Origin of the sequence: Gracilibacillus salitolerans, from assembly GCF_009650095.1 — a bacterium.
Classification (GTDB): Bacteria; Bacillota; Bacilli; order Bacillales; family Amphibacillaceae; genus Gracilibacillus; species Gracilibacillus salitolerans.
Map to the genome: position 1 here is coordinate 2,177,875 of NZ_CP045915.1, position 23,359 is coordinate 2,201,233.

A 23,359-nucleotide genomic window follows, 5' to 3' on the forward strand; every position below is an offset into this window, starting at 1 on the left:
TTATGTTTGTTCTTTTGAAAGTTTTTTTAGTTCTTTTAATTTTTTTAATACTTTTTCTTTAGGTAGCTGTTGATTTTCTAGCTTTGTTAATTCCATATAAAATTTCTGGTCAGAAGTAACTTCAATATCTTTAATCTTTGTTAATGTTTCTAAGTCTTTTTTTATTTTCTTTTCTATTTTTTGTTCAACTGCTTGCTTAAGGGGTGTTGCTTTAAAGGCAACAAAAAGTTGATCATCAGTGTGAATTGCTTTGTAAGATGCAATATCATTTGTTTGGTCGTCCAAATATGTTTGTGCTATGCTTGGTATAGTATTTTCTTCCTGTGTAATGGACGTTTCTGAATTCAACATGACAATATCAGAAGAATCGTCTTGAATGGTAGAGGAATTGTTCTGGTTGTTACAGGAAACAAGTATTAAGATACACAAGATAGTAGTGAGTATATGTAGCACTTTCATCTTTTCTTCCTCCCTTGAGTGAAATAGCCTTATACATATCTTGTAGAAGTTTGAAAAAAGTATACATCTAAAATTTGTAAAAAAAAATGAAACCAAACGCTTAGGAATTTCGTCTATATTAAATATAGAGAAAAATTGGCGAGGAGGAGTGGCATGTGTGGAAAAAATACACCATTGTCATCGCTATAATCGCTTGTATTGGGACTGTCCTACTGTTTATTATTAAGGATTTACAGCAAACATCTTTAGTTGAAACAGTCAAGATTGAAGAACAATATGAGGATTTTATTGTACATATACGTATAGAAGAAACTAGTGAGGGTTTTCAAGTATTACGATCTGTTCAATATATTGGGAATGAAGATATCATCATCCAGCACAGGACACCACTAACACAAGTTACAATTAACGCAGATAATGCAACTTTTACTGGAAGTCCGATTTCGAAACAGATGAAACCAGGGTTTCAGTATCATCCACAACAGCCATTGACTTTTCAGGCTCTAGAAAAAGGAGATCATAAGCTGTTTGTCCATACCCAGTTCTTTATAGGTGGAGAGAGGATTGACATTAAAACAGAAGAAACAATTTCTTTTCAATAATATGGAATTTTGATAAGGCAATCAAAAAACTCAACCCGTTTCACATAAACGGGTTGAGTTTTTTTAATAGTAACTAACGTATTTGAGGATTTCTTGTTACCTGAGTAGATGTTGTACTCAGGGAAGACGGTTACTGCGAGCGGTATCGATTTTATGCACCATTTAGTTATCAAGCGACTAATTTACTAATCGAATAATTGTTCTTGTGGTTTCGAAATTGTCATTTCCTGAACTATATTATCCGGGAATTGTTGATATTCGATATTAATGGATTCTTCATCGAGCCAAGTTGCCATTTGAATACGTATTTCCTCTGGTGGTGGAGGGTCAAATTTAGTTGTAGTCCATTCTTCGAGATTGAATACTTTCCATGTATCCGCTTGAAACTCGTTTATAATAAATAATAACATGGATTGATCAGGGGACGGAATGACTTCTTTCAGATTAATTAAATCATCTACAAGAAATGAGCGGTTAGGCTCGTTTCTATCTAGCAAAAGATAAGAACACGTAGCTGGATTACAATTAAAAGATAGTAAGTAAAGTCGATCGATATCTAGTTTTTCAAGCTTCATATTGGATATTGCTTCTTTTCTATTGTTCACCGTGTTGAGATATGCACCAAGTATGGTAATGTTTTTTGTATTCAATGTTATGATTTCATCTTCTAATACAAATTCTACTTCTAGGCTTTCTTTTTCCTGAGGTGTTTCTTGAACCGTTTCTTGATCCAATAGTTCATCTATTGGTTGTTCAGGGTCTTCCTTGGTGATCATTGGCTCGCTATCCTGCTTACTGCATGCGATCAAAAAAATAAGTAAAACAATAACTAATTTCTTCAAAAAAAGCATCCCCTTCACCTTTATCATGGCGCTAACCGTCCGCAAAACCTCCACTTCAAGGTTCAAGTAAATCGAAGAAGCAGAGTGTGGAAAATCGGACAGTAACATCCTGATAAGTTTCGCTAACCAACAGTAGGGTGGGAACCCCTCCTACTGTTGGAAGTCTCACTTTATTTGGCTTGTTGCAATTTAAGTATTTTCAATTGGTCATTTTCATACCCAATAACCAATAGATACTTACGTGATTCTTGGACTTCCTGGTATGTCTCATCTCTAACCGTTATTTCGACTTTTATCTCCATATGTACTTCCTCATTTTGAGTATCTATAATTATTTTATCTTGAACAGTTAAATCTATGAGAGTTTGAAAAAATTGACGGAAGTCTGTATAACTTGTGTTGTCTTGATACTGACTACCCAATAAAGAATAGGCATTTACATAATCTCTTAATGCAATGTTCTCAAAAAAGTAATCACCTATATAAAGAGCGTCCTCTTTAAGTTTTTCTTTATTAATTTGTTGGTCAGTGGGGGAAAGAAAGGTTAATTCATCTTCTTTCACGTTCTCCGTCCAATCTGAAACTATATCGGCCACTTGGGTAATTGGTATACTAAATCCAATGTCTGTGTCAGAAATTCCTGCAGAATTAATGCCAACCACTTTACCGCTATTTCTTAAAATAAGCGGCCCACCGCTATTACCATGTGTAATGTTAGCTGAGATTTGATAAACTTCATCATATTGGTAATCATTAATAGAAAATGATCGATCAGTTCCAACAATTAGTCCGAGTGACACGCTATTCTGAATTCCCATTGGACTTCCGATAGCAATAATCTCATCCCCAATATCGATTTGTTTGTCTGTTTCAAGTGCTATGGGCTCTAATTGGTTTAGCTCTGGAACACGTATTACGGCAAAATCTTGATCCTTTCCGATTCCAACTATTGCCGCCGGATATTCCCTAGCGTTGGTTAATTTCACAACAATGGTGTCTGCATCCTCGATCACATGTGCGTTTGTAATAATATCACCATGATTGTTTATTACAAAACCTGAACCTGTTTTTTTATTTAAATCACTCGTGCTTTCGATTTGGACAACTGATTTTTGAGATTGATGAATAATATTTTTCAAATTAATTTCACTTTCACTTGCGATATTTGTAGCTACTGAATTATTTATTTCTAATGGTTCTTTTGTCCAACTGAAGAAAATACTAATAGTTGCAATGATCGCTAATAATAGTATGATGACAGTTGAAAAAATAGGAATATATTTTCTCTTCTTATACATAATAATCCCCCGAAGTTTAATCTAAGTACCAAGTAATTTCCTCTACTTTTGGTGTTAAGCGCTCATAGTCAGTATCAACGTCAAAATGAGTAAACTCAAAATTACCCACTTCATTAGGATATAATGTCTCTGGGAATACATAGACATCATTCTCTACTAATGTATCTTCGTCTTTATCATGGACTGAATAACTGACTAGAATAGAATGGATAGGGACCGTAGCAACACTTTTTAGTTGCCCAGTAATGATCCAGTTATCTTTCTCTTTTTGTACTTGTATATCTATTAATTCAATGGCATGGCTTTCATTTAATTCTTGTTCTTCCTCGAATGCAGAAAGTGCTTGTTCGATTCGTTGCTCTTGAGCAGACTCGAATGCAGTTTTCTCTTTATTTACAGTTGTTTTCAAGCTTTCTAATTGTTCAGAGCTTTCCACTGCTTTCAACGTATCTTCTATTACACGTAGTGCTTGAGAGAATTGAAATTCTTCTAATAAAGTTGTTGCCTCTTGATAAGTCATTGACACTAACTTTTGATGTACTTCTTCTTGTAATTCAGTTGCCTTATCATGAGTAATATCTTCAATCTCCCATATTAAAGCCTTTAATTCATCTGTAGTTGGATTATTATTTAATTTATATGTTGCTTGTTTTAATAAAGTTTGATTTTTCATAGCAATGTTTTGTTCCAACAATTGATCGGTTAAATCCCCATTGAATTTTTGTAAATCATCCTCAGATTCCCGTATTACATTAAATGATTCAACAAATTTACTTTGCTCATTTAATGTATCAATTTGCTCAAAATTATGTTGAACTTCAGTAGCAACATTTAAAAATGCGATAACTTCTTCTGCTGCAGGGAAATTTTCTTTATAATCCAATGCTTGCTCGAGTAAAGTGATAGCCTGTTCATAATCACCAATTAAAGCCATTTCTGTTGCTTCTTCATAAAAAGCTAATGCTTTTTCAGATTGATAGTTTGTAACAAAAAAGATGGATCCAATCATACCACCTGCTAGTATTAATGATATAATGGGGAGTAACCACCATTTTTTTGACGGTTTTACTGGTAATGTTCGTTGATTTATATCTTCTGGTAATCTTTTTCCACAAGAAACACAGAATGTTTCAATTGCTTCTACATGACCACCACAATGGGGACAAAAGGACAAAATAATACCTCGCCTTCTAGTTTGACTAAGTAGGGTAAGTTATAACGGCGCTAACCGTCCGTAAGACCCCGCTGATGAAAGTCTCACTTTATTATAGCATGAATTAATTCATTTCTTTAGAGGGTTAGAGGAGAAAAAATTAAAATATTCTTTATTAAAATGAGAAAATTAGGTATAATAGTAAAAGAAGAATCGAAAAAATGAGGTGTAGAACGTGGATCTTTTTGGAATTTTATGTTTTATGATTTTAATTGGTTGTATGGGTTATAGTATTTTTGATCGTGTTAAATAATATAGAACTAGAAAAGAGTCTGGTACAAAAAAGTAAATTATCTATAAGAAAATCCGAACGATTCACTTGGATCAGTTCGGATTTTCCTTTTTTATTAAGAAGTTTTTAGCATCGCTTCGTTAAATTACCTCGCTTAGTATCTGCGTCTATATTTATAATGTTCGTCTTCTTTAAGTTTTTTTAAATTCGCTAATAAGGACAGTCTGATAATATTTACTGCATTTAGTGAAGTTCCATATTGATAAAAATCACCATAATCCATACACAAAAACGATACGTCCATTTGCTTGTAAAACTTCTTCAAATATTCTATATTTAATACATATATTTGAATTCGTATTCAATTTTTCCAAACTATTAAACTTCATCCCCTTTGGGCTGATATCTATAATAGTTATAGATTGGGAATTAATTTCATCAAGGATCAATTCACCTGAAATTGAGTGTTGGAATTTATATCGAAATGCTTCATCTCGTTTATATAGCATAGCACAATTCACCCTCACTAAGAACAGTTATAACATATGTACGGGTCAGAATGTCGAATTGTCGCATGATTTACAAGAAAATCTTTTGTTATGCGAAAGAATTGTCTAATTTTGCGGTTTGCTTTACAAGGAACCATTTTTTTGGGATAATCAATAGCGTTTACCAAATGCACTTTTGGACAAATTTAAATTAGGGGGTAACTCGGTAAATGACATTACATCCATTAAATTTAATAAGCAAGATTGAGGAATTGCGAAAAGAAATGACCGATGTTGCTCTCAAAAAAGGTATTACCAGCAAAGAATCACTTCACATTAGTCAAGAATTAGATGAACTTTTAAATGATTATGAACACTATAAACAAAAGCATAATCAAGAAAAAAAATGAACTTTATTCATAAACTTAAAAGCTATAAACCCGTTTCAACTATAAAATGAAACGGGTTTTATAATTTTTCCTGACAAAATCATATTCATTGTAGTATTCAACTCTTCTTCATAACGCATTACCTTTTTGCGATAAAAGTTTCGATCCGGTCCAGGCCTTCTTTTAGAGTATCCATATCATAAGCATAGGACAACCGTAAAAATCCTTCACCAAATTCAGAAAATGCACTACCAGGTACTAACGCAACTTTAGCTTCCTCTACTAATTGTAATGCCAATGACAAGGAATCTTTTTCCAAATGGCTAATATCTACAAAGAAATAGAACCCTCCGTCTGGTAAGTATGTTTTAATATTCATTGCTTTTAACCTCTGATATACATAGTCTCTTCGTTCATGGTAAACTTTCTTCATTTCTATTGGGTCATGTTGTCCGTTCTTGATAGCTTCTAATGCTCCATGTTGGCTAATGGAAGAAGCACAAGAAACATTATACTGGTGGACTTTCAGTATATGTTTTGCTAACCAGTCGGCTGCAAGAATATAACCAATTCGAAAACCAGTCATAGAATGTGACTTTGAAACACCGTTTATAATGATTACTTTATCTCGAATTTCCTGAAAACGTCCAATTGAATAGTGACTTTGATCATAAACTAATTCCCCATATATTTCATCTGCAATCAAAAAGATATTATACTTTTCAACAACGGATGCAATTTCTGTTAATTCCTCTTTTATAAGTGTTACACCTGTGGGGTTAGATGGATAAGGGATAATGATAGCTTTTGTATTAGGTGTAATCGACGCCTCTATTAAGTCAGCAGTTAATTTGAAATTGGATTGACGCGTATCAATAAAGGTAGGTTTTCCTCCTGCTAATTTAACTAATGGTTCATAACCAGGATAAACAGGGCCAGGTAAGAGTACTTCATCACCTTTCATTAAAATAGTTCTTAATGTGATATCAATAGCTTGTGATGCACCGACTGTAACAATGATTTCGTTGTCGGGATTATACTCTATTTGATAATTCTTTTTTATATATGAAGCTATTGCCTTTCTTAAAGCCCAAATACCTGCATTATGTGTGTAAGTTGTTTGATTTTGATCTATTGCTTCCTTTGTCTTTTCCTTAACATGGGAGGGGGTGGGAAAATCCGGTTGACCAATTGTTAATGAAAGGATATCGGCTTTATTTCCTACCATATTAAAAAACTGTCTAATGCCTGATATTTCAATATTTTTAACTTGCTCATTGATAAATGATTCCAAAATGTATACCTCCTTCAATTCCTCTTATAACTAGTACAAAGTTTGGAGATAATAGTACTAATCACAAAAAGCTAGCATTATTTTATCATAAAATGAATAGGAGGGACACAGAATGGCTGAAGAGATTTGGAAAGAGATGGTAAGAGTTAGTGATTTTCTTTTATTAACCATGCAGACTGAATTATTTTTTGTACTTTATATAGTCCTTGGATTAATTATTATGTATTATTTATTTCAACCTTTTATTAAGTTCGTTATCACATTAGAGTGGAATACATTACTAACCTATATGTTTGTTATTTTATTAATGTTCCTGATTATATCTGCATTTATGGATATACCGGATTGGAGATATGTCCTGTATGGTGTTTTGATCTTCTCTATTATCATAAGTATAAAGAGAAGTTTCACTATACTGAAAAAAAATCAACCTTATTCAAACTAAATTATATAGTTAGCCTATTTACAGAAATTAAAACAGGAAGATTAGTATCTTCCTGTTTTTGATAGGGAATTATTATCGACGTTTTCTTTTGTGATAGAAAGGGGATAAAGAAGAGGTTTGCTGTGAAAAGTGTTTATAGTTAGGGTTGCGTTTGTTTTTTGTCTTTGGACTTGACCAATTTAAATAGGAATATAGGGTCGCTTTAGCCTTATTTAATGAAAGAGTAGGCTTTTGATTTCGATAGCTTTCATCTAATTGGCCAAGGTGGGGTAATGACTCCATATCTTCTTTCATAGGAGGTGTGTGAAAGTAATAATTCCCGACTTGAACCAGTAAAACGGAATGTTGTCGACTTTGTTTTGGGTTTTTGGAATAATGCAAACCAACTTTTATGGCCTTATTTTCCTTGATGAGTTTTTTCATCGTTTCGTTTTTTAAGCGATATAAGTGAGTGGGATCAGGCGCGGTCTTTGCATGTCGATTGACAATAAATAAAGCTTGTCCTAATTTTTCAATCGCTTCAGAAGAATCTTTCATTCATGCACCTTCTTTCAAGAATTTCCATACCATAATTAAAAGTAGAAGGAGACTTAAATCCTTCTACTTGTTACTTTAATTCATTGATTGGATATCTTCAACTATTTTTTGCATATTGTCTGCTTTACTTCCATCATATCGCTTTATAGCATTACCATCCGGTGAAACTAAATAGAATGAATTGACATGAGCTACTTGATCACTATTGTCTGGGTTTTCTACAAATGCTTTGAAAGAATTATTGGCAAATTGTTTGATTTCTTCATCCGTGTACCCTGTAAGTGCATTCCAATTATCAAATGTGCCACCACGTTCTTCAATATATTCTTTTAAGATTTCTGGGGAGTCATTTGTAGGATCAACACTAAATGAAACTAGTTCAGCATCAATATTTTCTTCCTCTAAAAGACCCTGTAGTCGAGCCATATTGGCTGTCATTGAAGGACAGATCGTATCACAATTAGTGAATATCATATCAGCTACCCAAAATTTACCATCTAATTCAGATTTTGAAAGGTCCTCGCCATCTTGATTAGTAAATGTAAAATCTTCTACTTCAATGGAAAAGTCACCTTCATATTTATTTGAATCACCATTTAATATATTACCTGCACAACCAGCTAAAAGGAGTGCCATAAACAATATAAGTACTGCATTACGTTTCATACTTTCACCTCATTTATGATTTCTTTAATTGATACACCGTAATCTCAGGTTTACAGAAAAATCGGTACGGTAATCTTGTAGTTCCTATACCACGACTCACGAACAGTTGCAATGGGTAACTACCGATTTCATACTTTCCTTCTACGTATTTCTGTGCTAAGTGTGGAGTGTAAATATAGCCTATAAAAGGTATTTGAACTTGCCCACCGTGACTATGTCCAGATAACTGAATATCAATCGGGTAGTCTTTTGTTATATCTGCATAATCTGGTTCATGTGCTAGCAATATGGTCAATTGCTCATTACTAATCCCAGCTATAGCTTCTTCAATATCAGGTCTACCTAATAATACATCATCTATACCTGCCAGATAAATCATATCACCATTTTTGTCAATCTGTCTGTGTCCATTTTGTAACAATTCGAAACCACTCTGTTGGAAAACATCCTTTAAAATATCCGTTCCATAACCACCATGATCGTGGTTACCGTATATCCAAAACTTTCCGTCTCTTGCTTTTAGTCTACCTAAGATTGATATTAATCTCTCATCGATCTGATATGTACGTGGGTTGTCGATTAAATCTCCAGTAAATACGATCATGTCCGGCTCTAATTGATTCATTTTATCTATTAATTCTTCTAGCTGGTCAATTGTATATTGGAAACCAATATGAGTATCTGTAAATTGTAATATTTTGTATCCTTCAAAAGCGGAAGGGGTTTTTGATGAATGGATATCAATATAGTGTACATCCAACATGTTTGGTTCGATTTCTCTTGCATAATAATAGGTACCACCACTAAGTCCGAATAGTGTAATGATACCACCAAATAATCGTTTTAAAAAAGTTCTACGCTTCATACAGTATAAATGCCCTTTCCATTAAATCCGTAATATATGTGTTTCATTATAGCATGGTGTGAAGTAAATATGATATCCATGCGGTAGATTACACAAATTTTTAAAATTTATGTTAAAATAGTGTAGGTGATGTCATAATAGCTCCTTCACCAAAGAGAAAAGGAGTGACCCATATGTCTAGCGTACTAAAAAAATCATTAATTGATTTGACTGTTGAGGATTTGATGATACCAGCAGAAAAGGTGGCACATGTTCAAGTTGGTAATCCTGTAGAACATGCTTTACTTGTATTAGTTGAATCTGGTTATTCGTCTGTTCCTGTATTGGACTTAGACTATAAATTTAAGGGTACGATTGCCAAAACACCGATCTTAAAAAGTGTGATGGGAATGGAACGATTCGAGATGGAAAAATTAGCAGAGACAAAAGTAGAAGCTGTTATGCAAGCTGAACAACCAACTTTAACCATGGATACTGATTTTTTAACGTGTCTAAAAGTCGTCATTAATCATGCTTTTGCATGTGTTGTTGATGATGAGGGGTATTTTCTCGGTATATTAACGAGACGTGCTATTTTAAAAGAGGTTAATAAATCAATGTATACGATGAAATAATACTTGTAAAAGTAAATTATTTTTTGTTACATTTATAAAAACAACAAATATTGGAGGAAGAAAACGATGAAGCAAATGGATGCACATGAGATTATTTCATTTATTTCAAACAGTAAGAAATCAACACCTGTCAAAGTGTATGTGAAAGGTACAGGTTTGGATACAATCGAAGCAACAGGTTCAATCCAGACTTTCTTAAACGAATCAAATGGAGTTATTTTTGGTGAATGGAAGGAAGTAAAAGAATTACTTGATACATATAGTGATAAAATTACCGATCATGTAGTGGAAAATGATCGTCGTAATTCAGCTATCCCACTATTAGATATGAAAGATATTAATGCTCGTATTGAGCCAGGTGCGATTATTCGTGAACAAGTGGAAATCGGTGATGGTGCCGTTATTATGTTTGGTGCGATGATCAATATCGGTTCTGTAATTGGAGAAGGAACAATGATCGATATGAATGCATCATTAGGTGGGCGTGCAACAGTAGGTAAGAATTGCCACGTTGGAGCTGGTGCGGTATTAGCGGGTGTTATTGAGCCACCTTCAGCACAACCGGTAATTATTGAAGATGGCGTTGTAATTGGTGCGAACGCAGTAGTGCTTGAAGGTGTTCGTGTTGGTGAAGGAGCAGTTGTTGCAGCTGGTGCGATTGTTACGAAGGATGTACCACCAAATACTGTAGTAGCTGGTACTCCAGCAAAAGTAATTAAAGAGATTGATGATCAAACAAAATCAAAAACAGAAATTATGGAAGCATTACGAAAATTGGATGATTAATAATTGAGTGATAAGACAGGGTCATGTGGATCCTGTCTTTTTCTAAGAAGAGAATGTAAAATGGTTCGTAATAGATAAACTTCGAAGTAACTTTTGCGAGGATTTGCCTTCTTCCGTTCTAAATTTTGATAAGATTTGGCATACGCTTCGGCAGAATACTGCGCTTACCGTGGGCTCGGTTTCAGCTAACTTTGTGAAGGAAAACACTTCACAAAGTGGACCTTCAGCTCTCGCTGTCCCACAGAAGTCTTCGTATTCCGCCTCCGCTAAAAGTGACGTTCTGATTGTTGCAAGAAGCGATCCTTTGAAAATTTATTCAATGGATTTCCTTTTACTTAACTAAAGAATTATACCAAGCTGTGGAAAAATGCGACACTCTTAGGGAACCAGAGCAAGCTGAAGCCGTGCCCCTGTATAGGGAATATTTTTCCGGAGCGACGAATCAAGCACTCATCTCTAATCAGAATGGGAGGAAGCTACACTAAGACAAATTTTTACAAGTTCGTCAGTTTTTATCTAGTATGAATAATGGAAAAGGGGTAAGTTTTTTGATGAATAAGGATCAGTTAGTGGCAATTAGACGTTCTTTGCACAAGATACCTGAGCTTGGTTTTCAGGAATATAAAACACAAGCATACTTACTAGAAATAATTAAAAAAATGAATCGATCGAATATAGAAATTACAAAATGGAAAACTGGATTATTCGTTTTTGTAAAAGGTGAAAACCCGAAGAAAACGATTGGTTACCGTACTGACATAGATGGTTTGCCAATTACAGAAGAAACAGGATTCTTATTTAAGTCACTACATTCTGGTCAAATGCATGCATGTGGACATGATTTACATATGACAATTGCATTGGGAGTCCTCGATGAGATAAGTGCTAATCCAATTAATGATAATGTCTTGTTTATTTTCCAACCAGCAGAAGAGGGACCTGGTGGGGCGGAACCTATGCTTTCATCTGATACGTTTAAACAATGGAATGTAGACCGTATTTTTGCATTACATATAGCACCTGAACTACCAGTCGGAACGGTATCAAGTAGAGATGGGATCCTATTTGCTAATACAAGTGAATTATTTCTTGATTTTACTGGCAAAGGTGGACATGCTGCATACCCACATTTAACAAAAGATATGATCATTACAGCTAGTAGTTTTGTTACACAATTACAACAAATTATTTCAAGAAAAATAGATCCATTAGATAGTGGTGTGATCACTATTGGTAAAATGACTGCTGGTACTGTTCAAAATATTATTGCAGAAACTGCTCGTCTGGAAGGAACCATCCGTACGTTACAACCGGAAACAATGACGATTATAAAAAATGAGCTAGAAAATATCATTAAAGGTTTTGAAATTGCCCATGATTGTACGATTGAAGTAGATTATGGTGCGATGTATTATCAAGTGAACAATGATAAAATATATGTCGATAAATTTGCTGAAGCTGTTCAAAAGGAAGGAATTCAGTTTATAGAAGCAAATGCGGCGATGACTGGTGAAGATTTTGGATATTTCTTGAAGGAAATACCAGGTTTTATGTTTTGGTTAGGAGTAGATTCTCCGTACGGATTGCATCATAGTAAACTAAACCCGAACGAAGATGCAATAGAAATAGGTATCAAAGCCGTAACAGCAACGATGAAAGAGATTTAGGTAGTAATGAAACGACAATGCTCAAACTAAAATCTTTGCGATTTATTGATGTAATCCATCTCAAAATTCATAAACTGCGAAGTACCTTTCATGTCGATTTTGATTTTGCTTTCTTCACTTGTTCGCAGTTTTATCTACCTATAGGCTCGATATTGATATTGGAGAACGGATGAATAGAAAAACTCACTCTGATAAGCGAGTGAGTTTTTTGTTTAATTATTCTTTTGTACATACACTTGATGAGGGAATGGGATTTCGATATTGTTTTCATCAAATGCTTCTTTAATACGTTTACGAATATCTCTTTCTGCGCTCCATTGTTCCATATTTTCCGTTTTACCAATGATGCGTAATACAACCTCACTAGAACCGAAGGCTTGTACACCTAATACATCAGGACCCTCTGTAAAACGAGAATCTGTTTGGAATTCTTCACAAACACTTTTTAATACAGCCATTGCTTGATCTATATTGTCATCATAACTAATTCCAATATCGACTAGTGCACGCATATTTCCTCTAGAGTGGTTACTGACACCTGCAATTTCTCTGTTCGGTACGTAGTGTAGGGTACCATTAAATCCACGAATTTTTGTAGTTCTTAAACCAACTTCTTCCACAATTCCGTCGTATCCAGCAGCTGTCACATAATCTCCGACATCGATCTGTTTTTCCAATAAGATAAAAAATCCAGTTACAATGTCGCTTACTAATCCTTGGGCACCAAAGCCGATCGCTAAACCTACAACCCCTGCACCAGCAAGGAGAGGACCAATTGGTTGTTCAATAATGCCGAAAAACATAACGACAAAGATAAAAATTAAAACATAAGAAAAAGCATTTAATAGTAATTTTTCTAATGTTTGTATTCTTGCTTCCGATACATTTTGTCTGGTACTCGATTTATTAAGAGCTGCAGATATTAATTTCTTGGCGATTGGAGAAATAATAAGTAATGCAATGATAAGTATTAATATTTGGATACCATAATAGATAACATTCTCTAATATGTAACTCCAATCAATCTGTAATCCATCTTCAAACATAATTTGCCTCCTCTAATGATGATTAATTCTATCATATAAAAATGTAAATCAACACGCAAATAAAAAATCAACACTTTTTATTTATAGTGATTAGAAAAACTTAGCTTATCGCCAAGTCCTTGTGGCGAAAGCCTTCGTTTTACTTATACTATCATCCTTAGAAATATATATAGTCTTATAGTGTAAAAAAATCAAAAAAAATTTCAGAAAATAAGTCGAAAAGGTGGAAATTTATTTCGGATGCCGTTATATTTATACATACGTAAAAAAATAGGGGGTGCAAACAAGATGGAAACATTTCAAAAATTGAAAAACTTTTATTGGCCTTTTAAAAAATACTTTTTCTTATCGGTACTTTTTGTAATGATTGTAGCAGGTATTACGGTAGTATATCCTATCATTTTACAGATAACGATTGATGACGTGGTTATACCTGGAAACTATCAATTGGTTCCGTTCCTGGCAATTGGATTTATATTGATCATGTTGGTGAAAGGGGTTTCGAACTTTCTACAACAATACTTAGGTGACTTATTCGGAGTAAAATCTGTTTACACTTTACGAGATGAATTGTATAAGAAATTGCAAAGGCTTTCTTTTACTTACTATGACAATGCTCGTACTGGTGATTTAATGTCGAGGTTAACAATGGATGTAGAAGGTTTCCGCTTTTTCTTAGCTGCAGGTTTTCGTGAATTAATCAGAGTATCATTATTAATAGTGATCAGTTTGGGGGTAATGTTTTATTATTCTGTACCGTTAGCATTGGTAACAATGGCTGCTATGCCATTCTTAGCTGTTGTGGTTTATCGCTTTGATAAGAAGGTACACCCGGCATTCCGAAGTATCAGAAAATCATTAGGGCGATTAAATACTCGTATTCAAGAGAACGTTAGTGGTATGAATACGGTTAAATCTTTATCTAAGGAAAATTTTGAGATAGAGCGATTTACATCAAATAACGCTAACTACAAAGAAGTAAATATTTTTACTTCTAACATTTGGTCGAGATATTTTCCGTTAATGGAGTTTATCGGAAATATTAGTATGGTAGCGTTGTTAATTTATGGTGGCTATTTAGTTATTAATGGCTCTATACAGCTAGGTGAGTTGGTTGCTTTCTTTAGTTTAGTCACATATATTTTGGGGCCATTAATGCATTTAGGTTTTATTGTGAACCAATTTTCACAGGCAAAAGCATCTGGTGAACGACTGCTGGAAATTCTTGAAGCTAAAGAAGATATAGTTGAAGAAGAAGATCCAATTGTTCCAGAGCGCATTAAAGGTCATGTTACTTTTAACAACGTTTCTTTAACGTATACAGAAGATGATGATTCTGCATTAAAAAATATTTCATTTGATGCACCACCAGGAAAAGTTGTTGGCCTAATTGGTCCAACTGGTGCTGGAAAAACAAGTATTACACAGTTGATTACCAGATTTTATGAACCAGAAGAAGGAGAGGTATTAATTGATGGTAAACCGACTAGCTCCTATTCTATAAAATGGTTACGAAAACATATCGGGTTTGTATTGCAAGAGTCTTTTTTATTCTCTACAACAATTAGAGAGAATATTGCCTATGGTAATCCAGACGCATCCATGGAGGAAATAGTTGCTGCTGCTAAGCGAGCGCAAGCGCATGATTTTATCATGGAAATGCCAAATGGATATGATACGTTACTTGGGGAACGTGGTATGGGACTATCAGGAGGGCAAAAGCAAAGAATTGCGATCGCTCGTGCAATTTTAATTGATCCGAGTATTTTAGTATTAGATGATGCAACATCAGCAGTAGATATGGAAACTGAATTTCAAATTCAAAAAGCACTGAAAGAAGTTATGGATGGTAGGACGACATTTATTATCGCGCATAGAATTTCTTCATTAAAACATGCAGATGAGATTCTTGTATTAGAAGAAGGAGAAATCAAAGAACGAGGTACACACGAGCAGTTAATTAAACAGAATGGAGCATATCATCGTATTTACGATATTCAATATCAAGATCGAGACAGTATTATGCAATCTGTTGAATAGAAGGAGGGAGTCAAAATGGCTAAGTCGATGACAGCAAAAGAAATGAAAAAAGATAGTCCCCATTTGAATCGTTTTTATTATCCACTAGATCAGGCGGTGGAAAAGCCTTTTAACTGGAAACAAATGTGGCGACTGCTTGTATATTTAAAGCCATATGCAAAAACGCTAATGCCAGCTGCAATAGTGGCGATGCTTGTATCTACGATTGTCAGATTAATTGTACCTGTAATTATCGGTACATGGGTTATTGATAGGGCAATTGGAGATCAAAATGTTAGTTTACTTACGTATCTAATTATAGGAATTTCAGTATTATATTTATTAAGTTATGCGGCAAATACCTATCGAATTAAATGGGTAAATATTTTAGGTCAACGTGTTATTCATGATTTGCGTAAGAGCTTATTTTCACACGTTCAACGTTTATCTCACAATTTTTTTGATAAGAGATCTGCAGGGTCTATCCTGGTACGGATATTGAACGATGTTAACTCTTTACAAGAATTATTTACGAACGGGATTATCAATTTGTTAATGGATGTTGTTATGCTGTCAGGTATTATTGTCATCCTGTTTGTGTTAAGTCCACCATTAGCGTTAGCCGTTCTATTTATTCTACCAATCATGTTCTTTATTTCTACTAAATTAAGAAGAAAAATCCGTCGCTCTTGGCAAGATGTACGTATCCAAAAATCACGTCTGAATTCACACTTGAATGAAAGTATGCAAGGAATTCGTATTACACAATCTTTCTCCCAAGAAAAAGAAAATACAGAGTTCTTTAATGGTGTGAACACAGATAACTATGAAAAAGAACGAATAGCCATGAAGAAGAGTGCTTATTTTGGTCCTTTTGTAGAGATGAGTAACGCGATTGGTACGGTGATCTTAATTTCATATGGTGCACATCTCATCATTACAGGAAATATCGAAATTGGTGTGTTTGTATCTTTTGCTTTCTATTTAGGCATGTTTTGGGAACCTATTTCTCGTTTAGGACAGATTTATAATCAATTATTGGTAGCAATGGCTTCTTCAGAACGTATTTTTGAATTTTTAGATGAACAACCAAATGTTGAAGAGAAAAAGAACGCAAAAGCTTTTCGGGATATGAAGGGGCACATCGTATTTGATAAAGTACAATTTTCCTATGATGAAGACCGTGTAGCATTACATGAAATTTCATTGGAAATGAAACAAGGTCAGACGGTTGCGTTAGTTGGTCATACTGGGTCTGGTAAGTCGACAATTGCTAATTTAATCAGTCGTTTTTATGATCCAACCAATGGTACAGTCAAGATTGACGGACATGATCTTCGTGATATGCGATTGGACAGTTTACGTACGAATATATCAGTTGTATTGCAAGATACCTTTATTTTCTCAGGTACCATTATGGAAAATATTCGTTTTGGTCGTCCAGAGGCAACGGATGAAGAAGTAAAAGAAGCTGCCAAAGTCGTTGGAGCAGATGACTTTATTAAAAGATTATCAAATGGATATCATACTGAAGTAGAAGAGCGGGGGAATATCTTGTCCGCTGGTGAAAGGCAGTTGTTATCTTTCGCACGTGCGTTATTAGCTGATCCTAGGATTTTAATATTAGATGAAGCGACAGCTAGTATTGACACGGAAACAGAAGTGAAAATTCAAAAAGCCCTACGAAAATTGCTCGAAGGACGTACTGCAATAATGATTGCACACCGTTTGTCTACTATTAGAGAAGCAGATAATATTATCGTTTTAGAGCATGGTCGCATTTTAGAACAAGGTAGTCATGATGAGTTAATGAAGAAAAAAGGTGAGTACTATGATCTTGTTAAGTCACAATTTGATATGTTAGATGCGCTATAATTTACTGGAACCAGATATTAAATCTGGTTTCTTTTTTGTTTCAATGTGATAAAATAAGTATGATTATAAGTGTTGGAGGAGTTTATATGAAACGTGAATTTGCAGTAATTGGTTTAGGACGTTTTGGTGGAAGTATCTGCAGAGAGTTAAGTGCTGATGGGATGGATGTATTAGCGATCGATATTCAAGAGGACAAAGTAAAAGAATTCAAGAATATTGCAGCACATGCAGTAATTGCAGATACAACGGATGAGAATGTGTTAAAAGAATTAGGAATCCGCAACATTGACCATGTTATTGTCGCGATTGGTGATGATATTCAAGCAAGTATTCTTAGCACTTTAATGTTAAAAGAGTTAGGAATAAATAAAATAACGGTTAAAGCTCAAAATGATTATCATGAAAAAGTTTTAAATAAAATTGGTGCTGATCATGTTGTACATCCCGAGCGTGATATGGGTAAACGTATTGCACATAGTATCATTTCTACCAATATTTTAGATCATCTCGAGTTATCTGATGACCATAGTATTGTTGAGGTAAAAGCAGGGGATAAAATGGATGGAAAAACGTTGCTTGAATTAGATATTCGTGCTCAATATGGCTGTAACGTTGTCGCAATTAAAGAAGCAGATGAGAAAGGTATTAATGTCTCTCCAATGGCAACACAAAAAATTGAGCGAGATGATATCCTTATTGTAATTGGAGCGGATAAAGACATATCCCGATTTGAAAAACAATTAGTCGTAGAAGATTAAGTACAGTAGATTAACCATTATTGTTACATATCTGAATCGATGTTATCCCATTTAATACATTTAAAACCCGTTTCAATTATTATAATTGAAACGGGTTTGGTTTATCTGTACTAGTTTAATTATTTTATACTTCCATAATAATTGGTAAGATCATTGGACGACGTTTTGTTTTATCATAAAGGAATGGTGCGATTGTATCATTAATTTCATTTTTGATTTCAGACCACTGAGTAGTCCGGCGTTCCATTACCTTATTTAAGTGTTTGGATACAAGCTTTTGAGCCTCGTTAATTAAGTCTTCAGATTCTCGCATATAGACAAATCCACGTGATATAATGTCTGGACCTGATGCGATTTGAAACTCTTTCATATTGATACTTACGACAACGATAACTAGTCCTTCTTCGGAAAGGATACGTCGATCACGTAATACAATATTACCAATATCTCCAATTCCACTACCGTCTACATAGACTGAGCCAGAAGGAATTTTACCAGCAATCGCAGCACTATCTTTTCCTAATGCTAATACTTCTCCATTGTCCATAATAAAGCTATTCTTAGGTGGGATACCACAGCTATCTGCCAATTTCGTATGTTCTTTCAACATACGATACTCTCCATGGATAGGCATGAAATATTTAGGTTGAATAAGACGTAGCATTAATTTTTGTTCTTGTTGACCACCGTGACCCGAGGTATGGATATCATTAAGTGGTCCATGAATAACTTCAGCACCGGCACGGTACAATTGATTAATAATTCTACTAACACTTAATGTATTCCCAGGGATTGGTGAAGAAGAGAATACAACTGTGTCACCAGGTATAATCTGAATTTGACGGTGTGTACCGTTCGCAACTCTAGATAATGCAGCCATTGGTTCTCCTTGTGAACCGGTACAAAGGATCGTCACTTCGTTAGCGGGAAGTTGGTTTATCTGATTTGGTTCGATAAACGTATTTTTAGGAGCGCGAATATATCCGAGCTCTTGTCCAATCTTAATGGAGCCTTCCATGCTTCGTCCGAATACAGCAACTTTACGGTTATGTTTAACGGCTGCTTCAACGACTTGCTGCAAGCGGTGAATGTTTGAAGCGAAAGTAGCAAAAATTAATCTGCCATCCACTCTTGAGAAAATATCATTAATGCTGTCACCAACTACACGTTCTGATAATGTAAATCCAGGAACTTCACTGTTTGTACTGTCTGATAATAAGCAAAGAACGCCTTCTTTACCGATTTCAGCCATTTTTGCCAAGTTGGCAGGTTCTCCAACTGGTGTGAAATCAAATTTAAAGTCTCCAGTATGAACAATATTTCCTGGAGGTGTTTTTACAACAATACCATAAGAATCGGGAATACTATGTGTCGTTCGGAAGAAGGACACAGCTGTTTTTCTAAACTTTATTACATCATCTTCTTGGAAGGTGTGTAATTTAGTCTTGCGTAATAATCCATGTTCATCCAATTTATTTCGAATAAGTCCAACTGCTAATTTACCAGCATAAATAGGCACATTTATTTCACGTAGTAAATAAGGTAGCCCACCAATATGGTCTTCGTGACCATGTGTGATGAATAAACCTTTTATTTTATCTTGGTTTTGCACAAGGTAGGTGTAATCAGGAATGACATAATCAATTCCTAATAGTTCATCTTCAGGAAATTTTATTCCTGCATCGATAAGGATGATTTCGTCTTGGAATTGAACACCATAAGTGTTTTTACCAATTTCACCCAAACCACCAAGAGCAAAAACTGCTGTTTGGTCATTTTTTACAAATTTCATATACTAAGCAGTCTCCACTTTGAAAAAAGGTGATTGTTGTTCATATTGTAAATGTGCCTCACTTAACAATTGGATGAATTCAATATTGATTTGCTTTTCTTTTAAAGAGTCACGAACTTCTCTTTCAGAAGTAGCTTCGATATATAAGCTCTTTGTATGTTCACGTACAGGTATTTCTGATGCGTTTTCTTGGTAAAGTACTTTATAGATCATGTTATCTCTCCTTATAGTTGTTATTTGCGTTTCGATTCTATGGTTTGTTTTGAATGCTTATAAATATCATCAGAACGATTAATGGTAGTTGGTACACGTTTTCTCCGTAAAGCTTCCCGCAAGCGTCGTTTTAATTTTTCTCTTAAACGTTTTAACATAGTACTGCTCAACTCCTTCCTATCTATATAGAAAAGAAAAGCAAGTATTCAACGAACCGATCCAATCCCTATTACTATATAGTATAGTATGAATTTCTAAAATTTGAAACAAAAAAGGCTAAAATAAATGAATTATTTTCTAAATCACCTTTATTATGGTTTTCGAGTATCAATAGCTTTCCTTAGTTTTAACTGCGGAGAATATACTTATGCATTTTCTTCATGGTATAATCATTGATGGTTATTTTTATATTACATATATAGAGGAGAATGAAAGTGGGACAAAAAGTTGTATTTCTTGATATTGACGGGACAATCTTAAATCATGATAAACAAATTCCAGTTGCAACAAAAGAAGCGGTGAAACAACTACATGATTCTGGTGTGATTGTATCAATTGCTACTGGACGTGCACCATTTATGTTTCAAGATATTCTAAAAGAATTAAATATTCAATCGTATATCAGTTTTAATGGTCAATATGCTGTATACAATGGAGAGGTTGTTTATCAACATCCAATCGATTCTGAACAAATTGAAGAATTGACTGCATATAGTGTTAATCATCAACATCCGCTTGTTTATCAAAGTATTGATGACATGAAGTCATCTGTAAGTAACCATCCGCATATTGAACAAGGAATTGGAAGCTTAAAACGAAGTCATCCTTTAGAAGATACAGAATATTACAAAAAGCAAGAGATTTTTCAAGTTTTATTATTTAACGAAGAAAAAGAACAAAAAGTTTATGAAGAGGTGTTTCAACAGTTGAAATTTGTTAGATGGCATCCCGTTTCTTGTGATGTAATGCCGAAGATTGGATCAAAAGCACACGGTATTGAAAAATTTATTGAGGCACTGGATTTAAATTGGGAAGATACCTATGCATTTGGTGATGGACTAAATGATTTAGAAATGATATCTAAAGTACATACAGGCGTTGCGATGGGGAATAGTGTACAAGAAGTCAAAAAAGCAGCAACCCTTGTCACTGATGATGTAGATCAAAACGGCTTAAGCAACGCCATGAGGAAATTATCGTTGATTAAATAAAATATGCGTTTAGGGAACTTCTTGAAATAACTCCCTAGCTCCCTTGCACCGAGGAAGCCTACTACGAAGCGTTACTAGAAGACGCTGGTGCATCACGCGAGTTGCTGATCCCACAGGAGGGTCGCATTTTTTCACAGCTCTGTATGGCGCTTTGTGTTTAAGATAGAAGAAATTAAATGAATTTTTCCAAAGGTTGTCCTCTTTCAAGAATCAGAAAAATAGAACCAGCGGAGTATTCTACTGGAGTGGTATTACAGCACTCACCTTACATTAAAATGGACGAGAGTAAATCTGAATTTTAACTAGTTCGCAGTTTTTATCTGTTGGGAGAAGGAGGACAAGGCAATTTTTTTGTTTTAATTCTGAAGCTATAGGGAGTAATAATAAGATCCCGTTTCAATTTTGTTGAAACGGGATGCTAATGTTCGAAGGTATTTTTATTTTAGGATATTATTGGTCACACGGCTTAGCATTTTCCGGAACTGCAAAGGGATCCTGTTTATTAATACGGTCATAAAACATCACACCATTTAAATGATCAATTTCATGCTGGAACACAATCGCAGCATATCCCCTTAATTTTATCTTCACTTCATTTCCTTCTAAGTCAGTAGCTTTTATAGTAACCTTTTGATAGCGTGGCACATACCCAGGTACTTCTCTATCAACGGATAAACATCCTTCACCGCCAGACAAAAATGTTTCTGCTACTGAATGGCTGATAATTTTAGGGTTAAATAATCCATAGCTGTATTCATTCTCATCAAAGTCCTGAAAGTGAACCGCAATCATTCTTTTGGATATTCCGATTTGAGGAGCGGCTAAACCAACACCTGCCCGTAATTCATACTTTTCAGCGATCTCCTCATCTTGACTATTTTTCAAAAACTGTAACATTTCTTCCAATGTTTCTTTCTCTTCTGCAGTCGGTGGCAGTTCCACTTCTTCAGCCACTTGTGTTAAAACTGAGTTTCCCTCTCTTACTATGTCTTTCATCGTAATCATTGACATACACCTCTTCATAAATATTCGTATTATCTATCATAACGAAAAATGATCAAAAAATATAGAATTCTAATAATCAATTTTAACTTTTGTACAAAAGGTCAGTTATTTTATGTTATAATAAATTGGCTTATAATTATTAATGAAGTTGCTTTAGGAGGATTTAGGGAATATGAGGAGATTATTACTAATCGGCTTTTTGCTTACATTGGTATTGGTGGGGTGTAGTGGAGAATCTACCGCTAATGACATGTATGACCACTTAGAAGAAACCGTAGAATTAGAACGAACATTTGTTGAACAACAAGAACCATTTACAGCTCTAGAAGAAGAAGAACAGGAACTATATAATCAAATTATCGAATTGACAGCTGATGAAATGGATGAAATTACATCATTGTCTGAACAAGCAATTGAGACTATTGAAAGTCGCAAAGAATTACTTCAAACTGAATTAGAAAGTATGCAAGAAGCAGAACAAGAATTTTCCCAAGTTAAAGAGTATATTGATGAATTGGATGAAGAGCCTAAACAAATAGCTGAAGAAATGATCCAAACGATGGACCAACGTTACGAAGTTTACCAACAATTAAATGATGCCTACTTAGCATCTTTAGACCAAGATAAAATGTTATATGAGTTATTCATGGACGAAGAACTAACAGAAGAAGATCTTCGTGACCAGATAGATACGGTGAATCAATCATATGATGATGTGATGGAAACTAATACGGAATTTAATGAATTGACGGATACATATAATCAGCTTAAAGAAGACTTTTATAAAGCAGCTGATTTAAATGTCGTATATGAGTAAAGCTTTCGATTTAATCGAAAGCTTTTTTTAATGATATTTTTAAGGTAATAATAATAGTACAGTTGAAAAAAGATAATGAAACAGATCTTAATAAAGCGCTTTAATTAATATTGGAATACCATTTTAGATGGATTATATAAATTTATAATTAAATCTTGCAAAGTGTTTGACCAACTGTCTTCAATAAGCTAAACTATACATGAGTAAAAATTGTACCAGTACTTTA

24 protein-coding genes are annotated in these 23,359 nt (G+C 34.4%); 11 read left to right on the top strand and 13 right to left on the bottom strand.

Annotated features, from left to right (window positions below; translation table 11 throughout):
- Positions 1 to 459 carry a hypothetical protein gene (locus tag GI584_RS10100; protein WP_153791156.1) on the bottom strand — a complete coding sequence of 153 codons (459 nt, stop codon included), beginning with the start codon at positions 457 to 459 and terminating at the stop codon, positions 1 to 3.
- A 155-nt stretch (positions 460 to 614) separates the two neighbouring features.
- On the opposite strand from GI584_RS10100, the gene GI584_RS10105 reads away from it, so the two are divergent.
- The gene (locus GI584_RS10105; protein WP_100360808.1) at positions 615 to 1,061 is read left to right on the top strand and encodes a hypothetical protein; all 447 of its coding nucleotides are present in this window, start codon (positions 615 to 617) and stop codon (positions 1,059 to 1,061) included.
- Positions 1,062 to 1,246: 185 nt separating this feature from the next.
- On the opposite strand, the gene GI584_RS10110 is transcribed toward GI584_RS10105, so the two are convergent.
- The 4 genes from GI584_RS10110 to GI584_RS10125 all read right to left on the bottom strand — a co-directional run bounded on the left by GI584_RS10110 (position 1,247) and on the right by GI584_RS10125 (position 5,155).
- A complete protein-coding gene (locus GI584_RS10110) occupies positions 1,247 to 1,903 on the bottom strand; it encodes a hypothetical protein (protein ID WP_153791157.1) in 657 nt (218 codons plus the stop codon).
- Positions 1,904 to 2,073: 170 nt separating this feature from the next.
- Positions 2,074 to 3,201, bottom strand: a complete 1,128-nt coding sequence (locus GI584_RS10115) for a S1C family serine protease (RefSeq protein WP_153791158.1) — start codon at positions 3,199 to 3,201, stop codon at positions 2,074 to 2,076.
- Positions 3,202 to 3,217: 16 nt separating this feature from the next.
- Positions 3,218 to 4,375 (bottom strand): zinc ribbon domain-containing protein, encoded by a 1,158-nt coding sequence (locus GI584_RS10120; protein ID WP_153791159.1) that lies wholly within the window; start codon positions 4,373 to 4,375, stop codon positions 3,218 to 3,220.
- A 540-nt stretch (positions 4,376 to 4,915) separates the two neighbouring features.
- Complete coding sequence (locus GI584_RS10125; RefSeq protein ID WP_100360804.1) at positions 4,916 to 5,155, bottom strand: PilZ domain-containing protein; 240 nt, start codon at positions 5,153 to 5,155, stop codon at positions 4,916 to 4,918.
- Between the two features lie 209 nt (positions 5,156 to 5,364).
- Here GI584_RS10125 and GI584_RS10130 point away from each other — a divergent pair, with 209 nt between their 5' ends.
- The gene (locus GI584_RS10130; protein WP_100360803.1) at positions 5,365 to 5,544 is read left to right on the top strand and encodes an aspartyl-phosphate phosphatase Spo0E family protein; all 180 of its coding nucleotides are present in this window, start codon (positions 5,365 to 5,367) and stop codon (positions 5,542 to 5,544) included.
- Between the two features lie 118 nt (positions 5,545 to 5,662).
- Here the strand turns inward: GI584_RS10130 and GI584_RS10135 are convergent, their stop codons facing one another.
- The gene (locus tag GI584_RS10135; protein WP_100360802.1) at positions 5,663 to 6,817 is read right to left on the bottom strand and encodes an aminotransferase A; all 1,155 of its coding nucleotides are present in this window, start codon (positions 6,815 to 6,817) and stop codon (positions 5,663 to 5,665) included.
- 112 nt (positions 6,818 to 6,929) lie between these two features.
- Here GI584_RS10135 and GI584_RS10140 point away from each other — a divergent pair, with 112 nt between their 5' ends.
- Positions 6,930 to 7,262, top strand: a complete 333-nt coding sequence (locus tag GI584_RS10140) for a hypothetical protein (protein WP_153791160.1) — start codon at positions 6,930 to 6,932, stop codon at positions 7,260 to 7,262.
- A 72-nt stretch (positions 7,263 to 7,334) separates the two neighbouring features.
- Here the strand turns inward: GI584_RS10140 and GI584_RS10145 are convergent, their stop codons facing one another.
- The 3 genes from GI584_RS10145 to GI584_RS10155 all read right to left on the bottom strand — a co-directional run bounded on the left by GI584_RS10145 (position 7,335) and on the right by GI584_RS10155 (position 9,330).
- A complete protein-coding gene (locus tag GI584_RS10145) occupies positions 7,335 to 7,799 on the bottom strand; it encodes a YkyB family protein (protein WP_100360800.1) in 465 nt (154 codons plus the stop codon).
- 75 nt (positions 7,800 to 7,874) lie between these two features.
- A complete protein-coding gene (locus GI584_RS10150; RefSeq protein WP_153791161.1) occupies positions 7,875 to 8,465 on the bottom strand; it encodes an SCO family protein in 591 nt (196 codons plus the stop codon).
- Positions 8,466 to 8,478: 13 nt separating this feature from the next.
- Positions 8,479 to 9,330, bottom strand: a complete 852-nt coding sequence (locus GI584_RS10155) for a metallophosphoesterase (RefSeq protein ID WP_100360798.1) — start codon at positions 9,328 to 9,330, stop codon at positions 8,479 to 8,481.
- Between the two features lie 173 nt (positions 9,331 to 9,503).
- On the opposite strand from GI584_RS10155, the gene cbpB reads away from it, so the two are divergent.
- The 3 genes from cbpB to GI584_RS10170 all read left to right on the top strand — a co-directional run bounded on the left by cbpB (position 9,504) and on the right by GI584_RS10170 (position 12,397).
- Positions 9,504 to 9,944 carry a cyclic-di-AMP-binding protein CbpB gene (gene cbpB / locus GI584_RS10160; RefSeq protein ID WP_153791162.1) on the top strand — a complete coding sequence of 147 codons (441 nt, stop codon included), beginning with the start codon at positions 9,504 to 9,506 and terminating at the stop codon, positions 9,942 to 9,944.
- Positions 9,945 to 10,010: 66 nt separating this feature from the next.
- Positions 10,011 to 10,730, top strand: coding sequence for a 2,3,4,5-tetrahydropyridine-2,6-dicarboxylate N-acetyltransferase (dapD, locus tag GI584_RS10165; protein WP_100360796.1), 720 nt, complete (start codon positions 10,011 to 10,013; stop codon positions 10,728 to 10,730).
- A gap of 551 nt (positions 10,731 to 11,281) precedes the next feature.
- Positions 11,282 to 12,397 carry an N-acetyldiaminopimelate deacetylase gene (locus GI584_RS10170; RefSeq protein ID WP_153791163.1) on the top strand — a complete coding sequence of 372 codons (1,116 nt, stop codon included), beginning with the start codon at positions 11,282 to 11,284 and terminating at the stop codon, positions 12,395 to 12,397.
- Between the two features lie 212 nt (positions 12,398 to 12,609).
- On the opposite strand, the gene GI584_RS10175 is transcribed toward GI584_RS10170, so the two are convergent.
- A complete protein-coding gene (locus tag GI584_RS10175; protein WP_153791164.1) occupies positions 12,610 to 13,443 on the bottom strand; it encodes a mechanosensitive ion channel family protein in 834 nt (277 codons plus the stop codon).
- 288 nt (positions 13,444 to 13,731) lie between these two features.
- On the opposite strand from GI584_RS10175, the gene GI584_RS10180 reads away from it, so the two are divergent.
- The 3 genes from GI584_RS10180 (at position 13,732) to GI584_RS10190 (ending at position 18,095) form a co-directional block, all read left to right on the top strand.
- Positions 13,732 to 15,483, top strand: coding sequence for an ABC transporter ATP-binding protein (locus tag GI584_RS10180; protein ID WP_153791165.1), 1,752 nt, complete (start codon positions 13,732 to 13,734; stop codon positions 15,481 to 15,483).
- A 15-nt stretch (positions 15,484 to 15,498) separates the two neighbouring features.
- Positions 15,499 to 17,337: an ABC transporter ATP-binding protein gene (locus tag GI584_RS10185; RefSeq protein WP_153791166.1), complete on the top strand. Its 1,839-nt coding sequence runs from the start codon at positions 15,499 to 15,501 to the stop codon at positions 17,335 to 17,337.
- An 86-nt stretch (positions 17,338 to 17,423) separates the two neighbouring features.
- The gene (locus GI584_RS10190) at positions 17,424 to 18,095 is read left to right on the top strand and encodes a potassium channel family protein (protein ID WP_100360791.1); all 672 of its coding nucleotides are present in this window, start codon (positions 17,424 to 17,426) and stop codon (positions 18,093 to 18,095) included.
- A 124-nt stretch (positions 18,096 to 18,219) separates the two neighbouring features.
- Here GI584_RS10190 and rnjA read toward each other — a convergent pair whose 3' ends face one another.
- Positions 18,220 to 19,887, bottom strand: coding sequence for a ribonuclease J1 (gene rnjA / locus GI584_RS10195; protein ID WP_100360790.1), 1,668 nt, complete (start codon positions 19,885 to 19,887; stop codon positions 18,220 to 18,222).
- A gap of 3 nt (positions 19,888 to 19,890) precedes the next feature.
- Positions 19,891 to 20,100: a DNA-dependent RNA polymerase subunit epsilon gene (locus GI584_RS10200; RefSeq protein WP_100360789.1), complete on the bottom strand. Its 210-nt coding sequence runs from the start codon at positions 20,098 to 20,100 to the stop codon at positions 19,891 to 19,893.
- 434 nt (positions 20,101 to 20,534) lie between these two features.
- Here GI584_RS10200 and GI584_RS10205 point away from each other — a divergent pair, with 434 nt between their 5' ends.
- Positions 20,535 to 21,311 carry a Cof-type HAD-IIB family hydrolase gene (locus GI584_RS10205; RefSeq protein ID WP_153791167.1) on the top strand — a complete coding sequence of 259 codons (777 nt, stop codon included), beginning with the start codon at positions 20,535 to 20,537 and terminating at the stop codon, positions 21,309 to 21,311.
- 450 nt (positions 21,312 to 21,761) lie between these two features.
- Here GI584_RS10205 and def read toward each other — a convergent pair whose 3' ends face one another.
- Positions 21,762 to 22,316, bottom strand: a complete 555-nt coding sequence (def, locus tag GI584_RS10210) for a peptide deformylase (protein WP_100360787.1) — start codon at positions 22,314 to 22,316, stop codon at positions 21,762 to 21,764.
- Positions 22,317 to 22,488: 172 nt separating this feature from the next.
- On the opposite strand from def, the gene GI584_RS10215 reads away from it, so the two are divergent.
- Positions 22,489 to 23,133 (top strand): YkyA family protein, encoded by a 645-nt coding sequence (locus GI584_RS10215; RefSeq protein WP_100360786.1) that lies wholly within the window; start codon positions 22,489 to 22,491, stop codon positions 23,131 to 23,133.
- Positions 23,134 to 23,359 lie beyond the last annotated feature (226 nt).

Excerpts from the sequence above, each read along its gene's own strand:
- GI584_RS10100 (WP_153791156.1), bottom strand. The coding sequence starts at position 459 with ATGAAAGTGCTACATATACTCACTACTATCTTGTGTATCTTAATACTT.
- GI584_RS10115 (WP_153791158.1), bottom strand. The coding sequence starts at position 3,201 with ATGTATAAGAAGAGAAAATATATTCCTATTTTTTCAACTGTCATCATA.
- GI584_RS10125 (WP_100360804.1), bottom strand. The coding sequence starts at position 5,155 with ATGCTATATAAACGAGATGAAGCATTTCGATATAAATTCCAACACTCA.
- GI584_RS10130 (WP_100360803.1), top strand. The coding sequence starts at position 5,365 with ATGACATTACATCCATTAAATTTAATAAGCAAGATTGAGGAATTGCGA.
- GI584_RS10140 (WP_153791160.1), top strand. The coding sequence starts at position 6,930 with ATGGCTGAAGAGATTTGGAAAGAGATGGTAAGAGTTAGTGATTTTCTT.
- GI584_RS10145 (WP_100360800.1), bottom strand. The coding sequence starts at position 7,799 with ATGAAAGATTCTTCTGAAGCGATTGAAAAATTAGGACAAGCTTTATTT.
- GI584_RS10150 (WP_153791161.1), bottom strand. The coding sequence starts at position 8,465 with ATGAAACGTAATGCAGTACTTATATTGTTTATGGCACTCCTTTTAGCT.
- GI584_RS10155 (WP_100360798.1), bottom strand. The coding sequence starts at position 9,330 with ATGAAGCGTAGAACTTTTTTAAAACGATTATTTGGTGGTATCATTACA.
- cbpB (WP_153791162.1), top strand. The coding sequence starts at position 9,504 with ATGTCTAGCGTACTAAAAAAATCATTAATTGATTTGACTGTTGAGGAT.
- dapD (WP_100360796.1), top strand. The coding sequence starts at position 10,011 with ATGAAGCAAATGGATGCACATGAGATTATTTCATTTATTTCAAACAGT.
- GI584_RS10170 (WP_153791163.1), top strand. The coding sequence starts at position 11,282 with ATGAATAAGGATCAGTTAGTGGCAATTAGACGTTCTTTGCACAAGATA.
- GI584_RS10175 (WP_153791164.1), bottom strand. The coding sequence starts at position 13,443 with ATGTTTGAAGATGGATTACAGATTGATTGGAGTTACATATTAGAGAAT.
- GI584_RS10180 (WP_153791165.1), top strand. The coding sequence starts at position 13,732 with ATGGAAACATTTCAAAAATTGAAAAACTTTTATTGGCCTTTTAAAAAA.
- GI584_RS10185 (WP_153791166.1), top strand. The coding sequence starts at position 15,499 with ATGGCTAAGTCGATGACAGCAAAAGAAATGAAAAAAGATAGTCCCCAT.
- GI584_RS10190 (WP_100360791.1), top strand. The coding sequence starts at position 17,424 with ATGAAACGTGAATTTGCAGTAATTGGTTTAGGACGTTTTGGTGGAAGT.
- rnjA (WP_100360790.1), bottom strand. The coding sequence starts at position 19,887 with ATGAAATTTGTAAAAAATGACCAAACAGCAGTTTTTGCTCTTGGTGGT.
- GI584_RS10200 (WP_100360789.1), bottom strand. The coding sequence starts at position 20,100 with ATGATCTATAAAGTACTTTACCAAGAAAACGCATCAGAAATACCTGTA.
- def (WP_100360787.1), bottom strand. The coding sequence starts at position 22,316 with ATGATTACGATGAAAGACATAGTAAGAGAGGGAAACTCAGTTTTAACA.
- GI584_RS10215 (WP_100360786.1), top strand. The coding sequence starts at position 22,489 with ATGAGGAGATTATTACTAATCGGCTTTTTGCTTACATTGGTATTGGTG.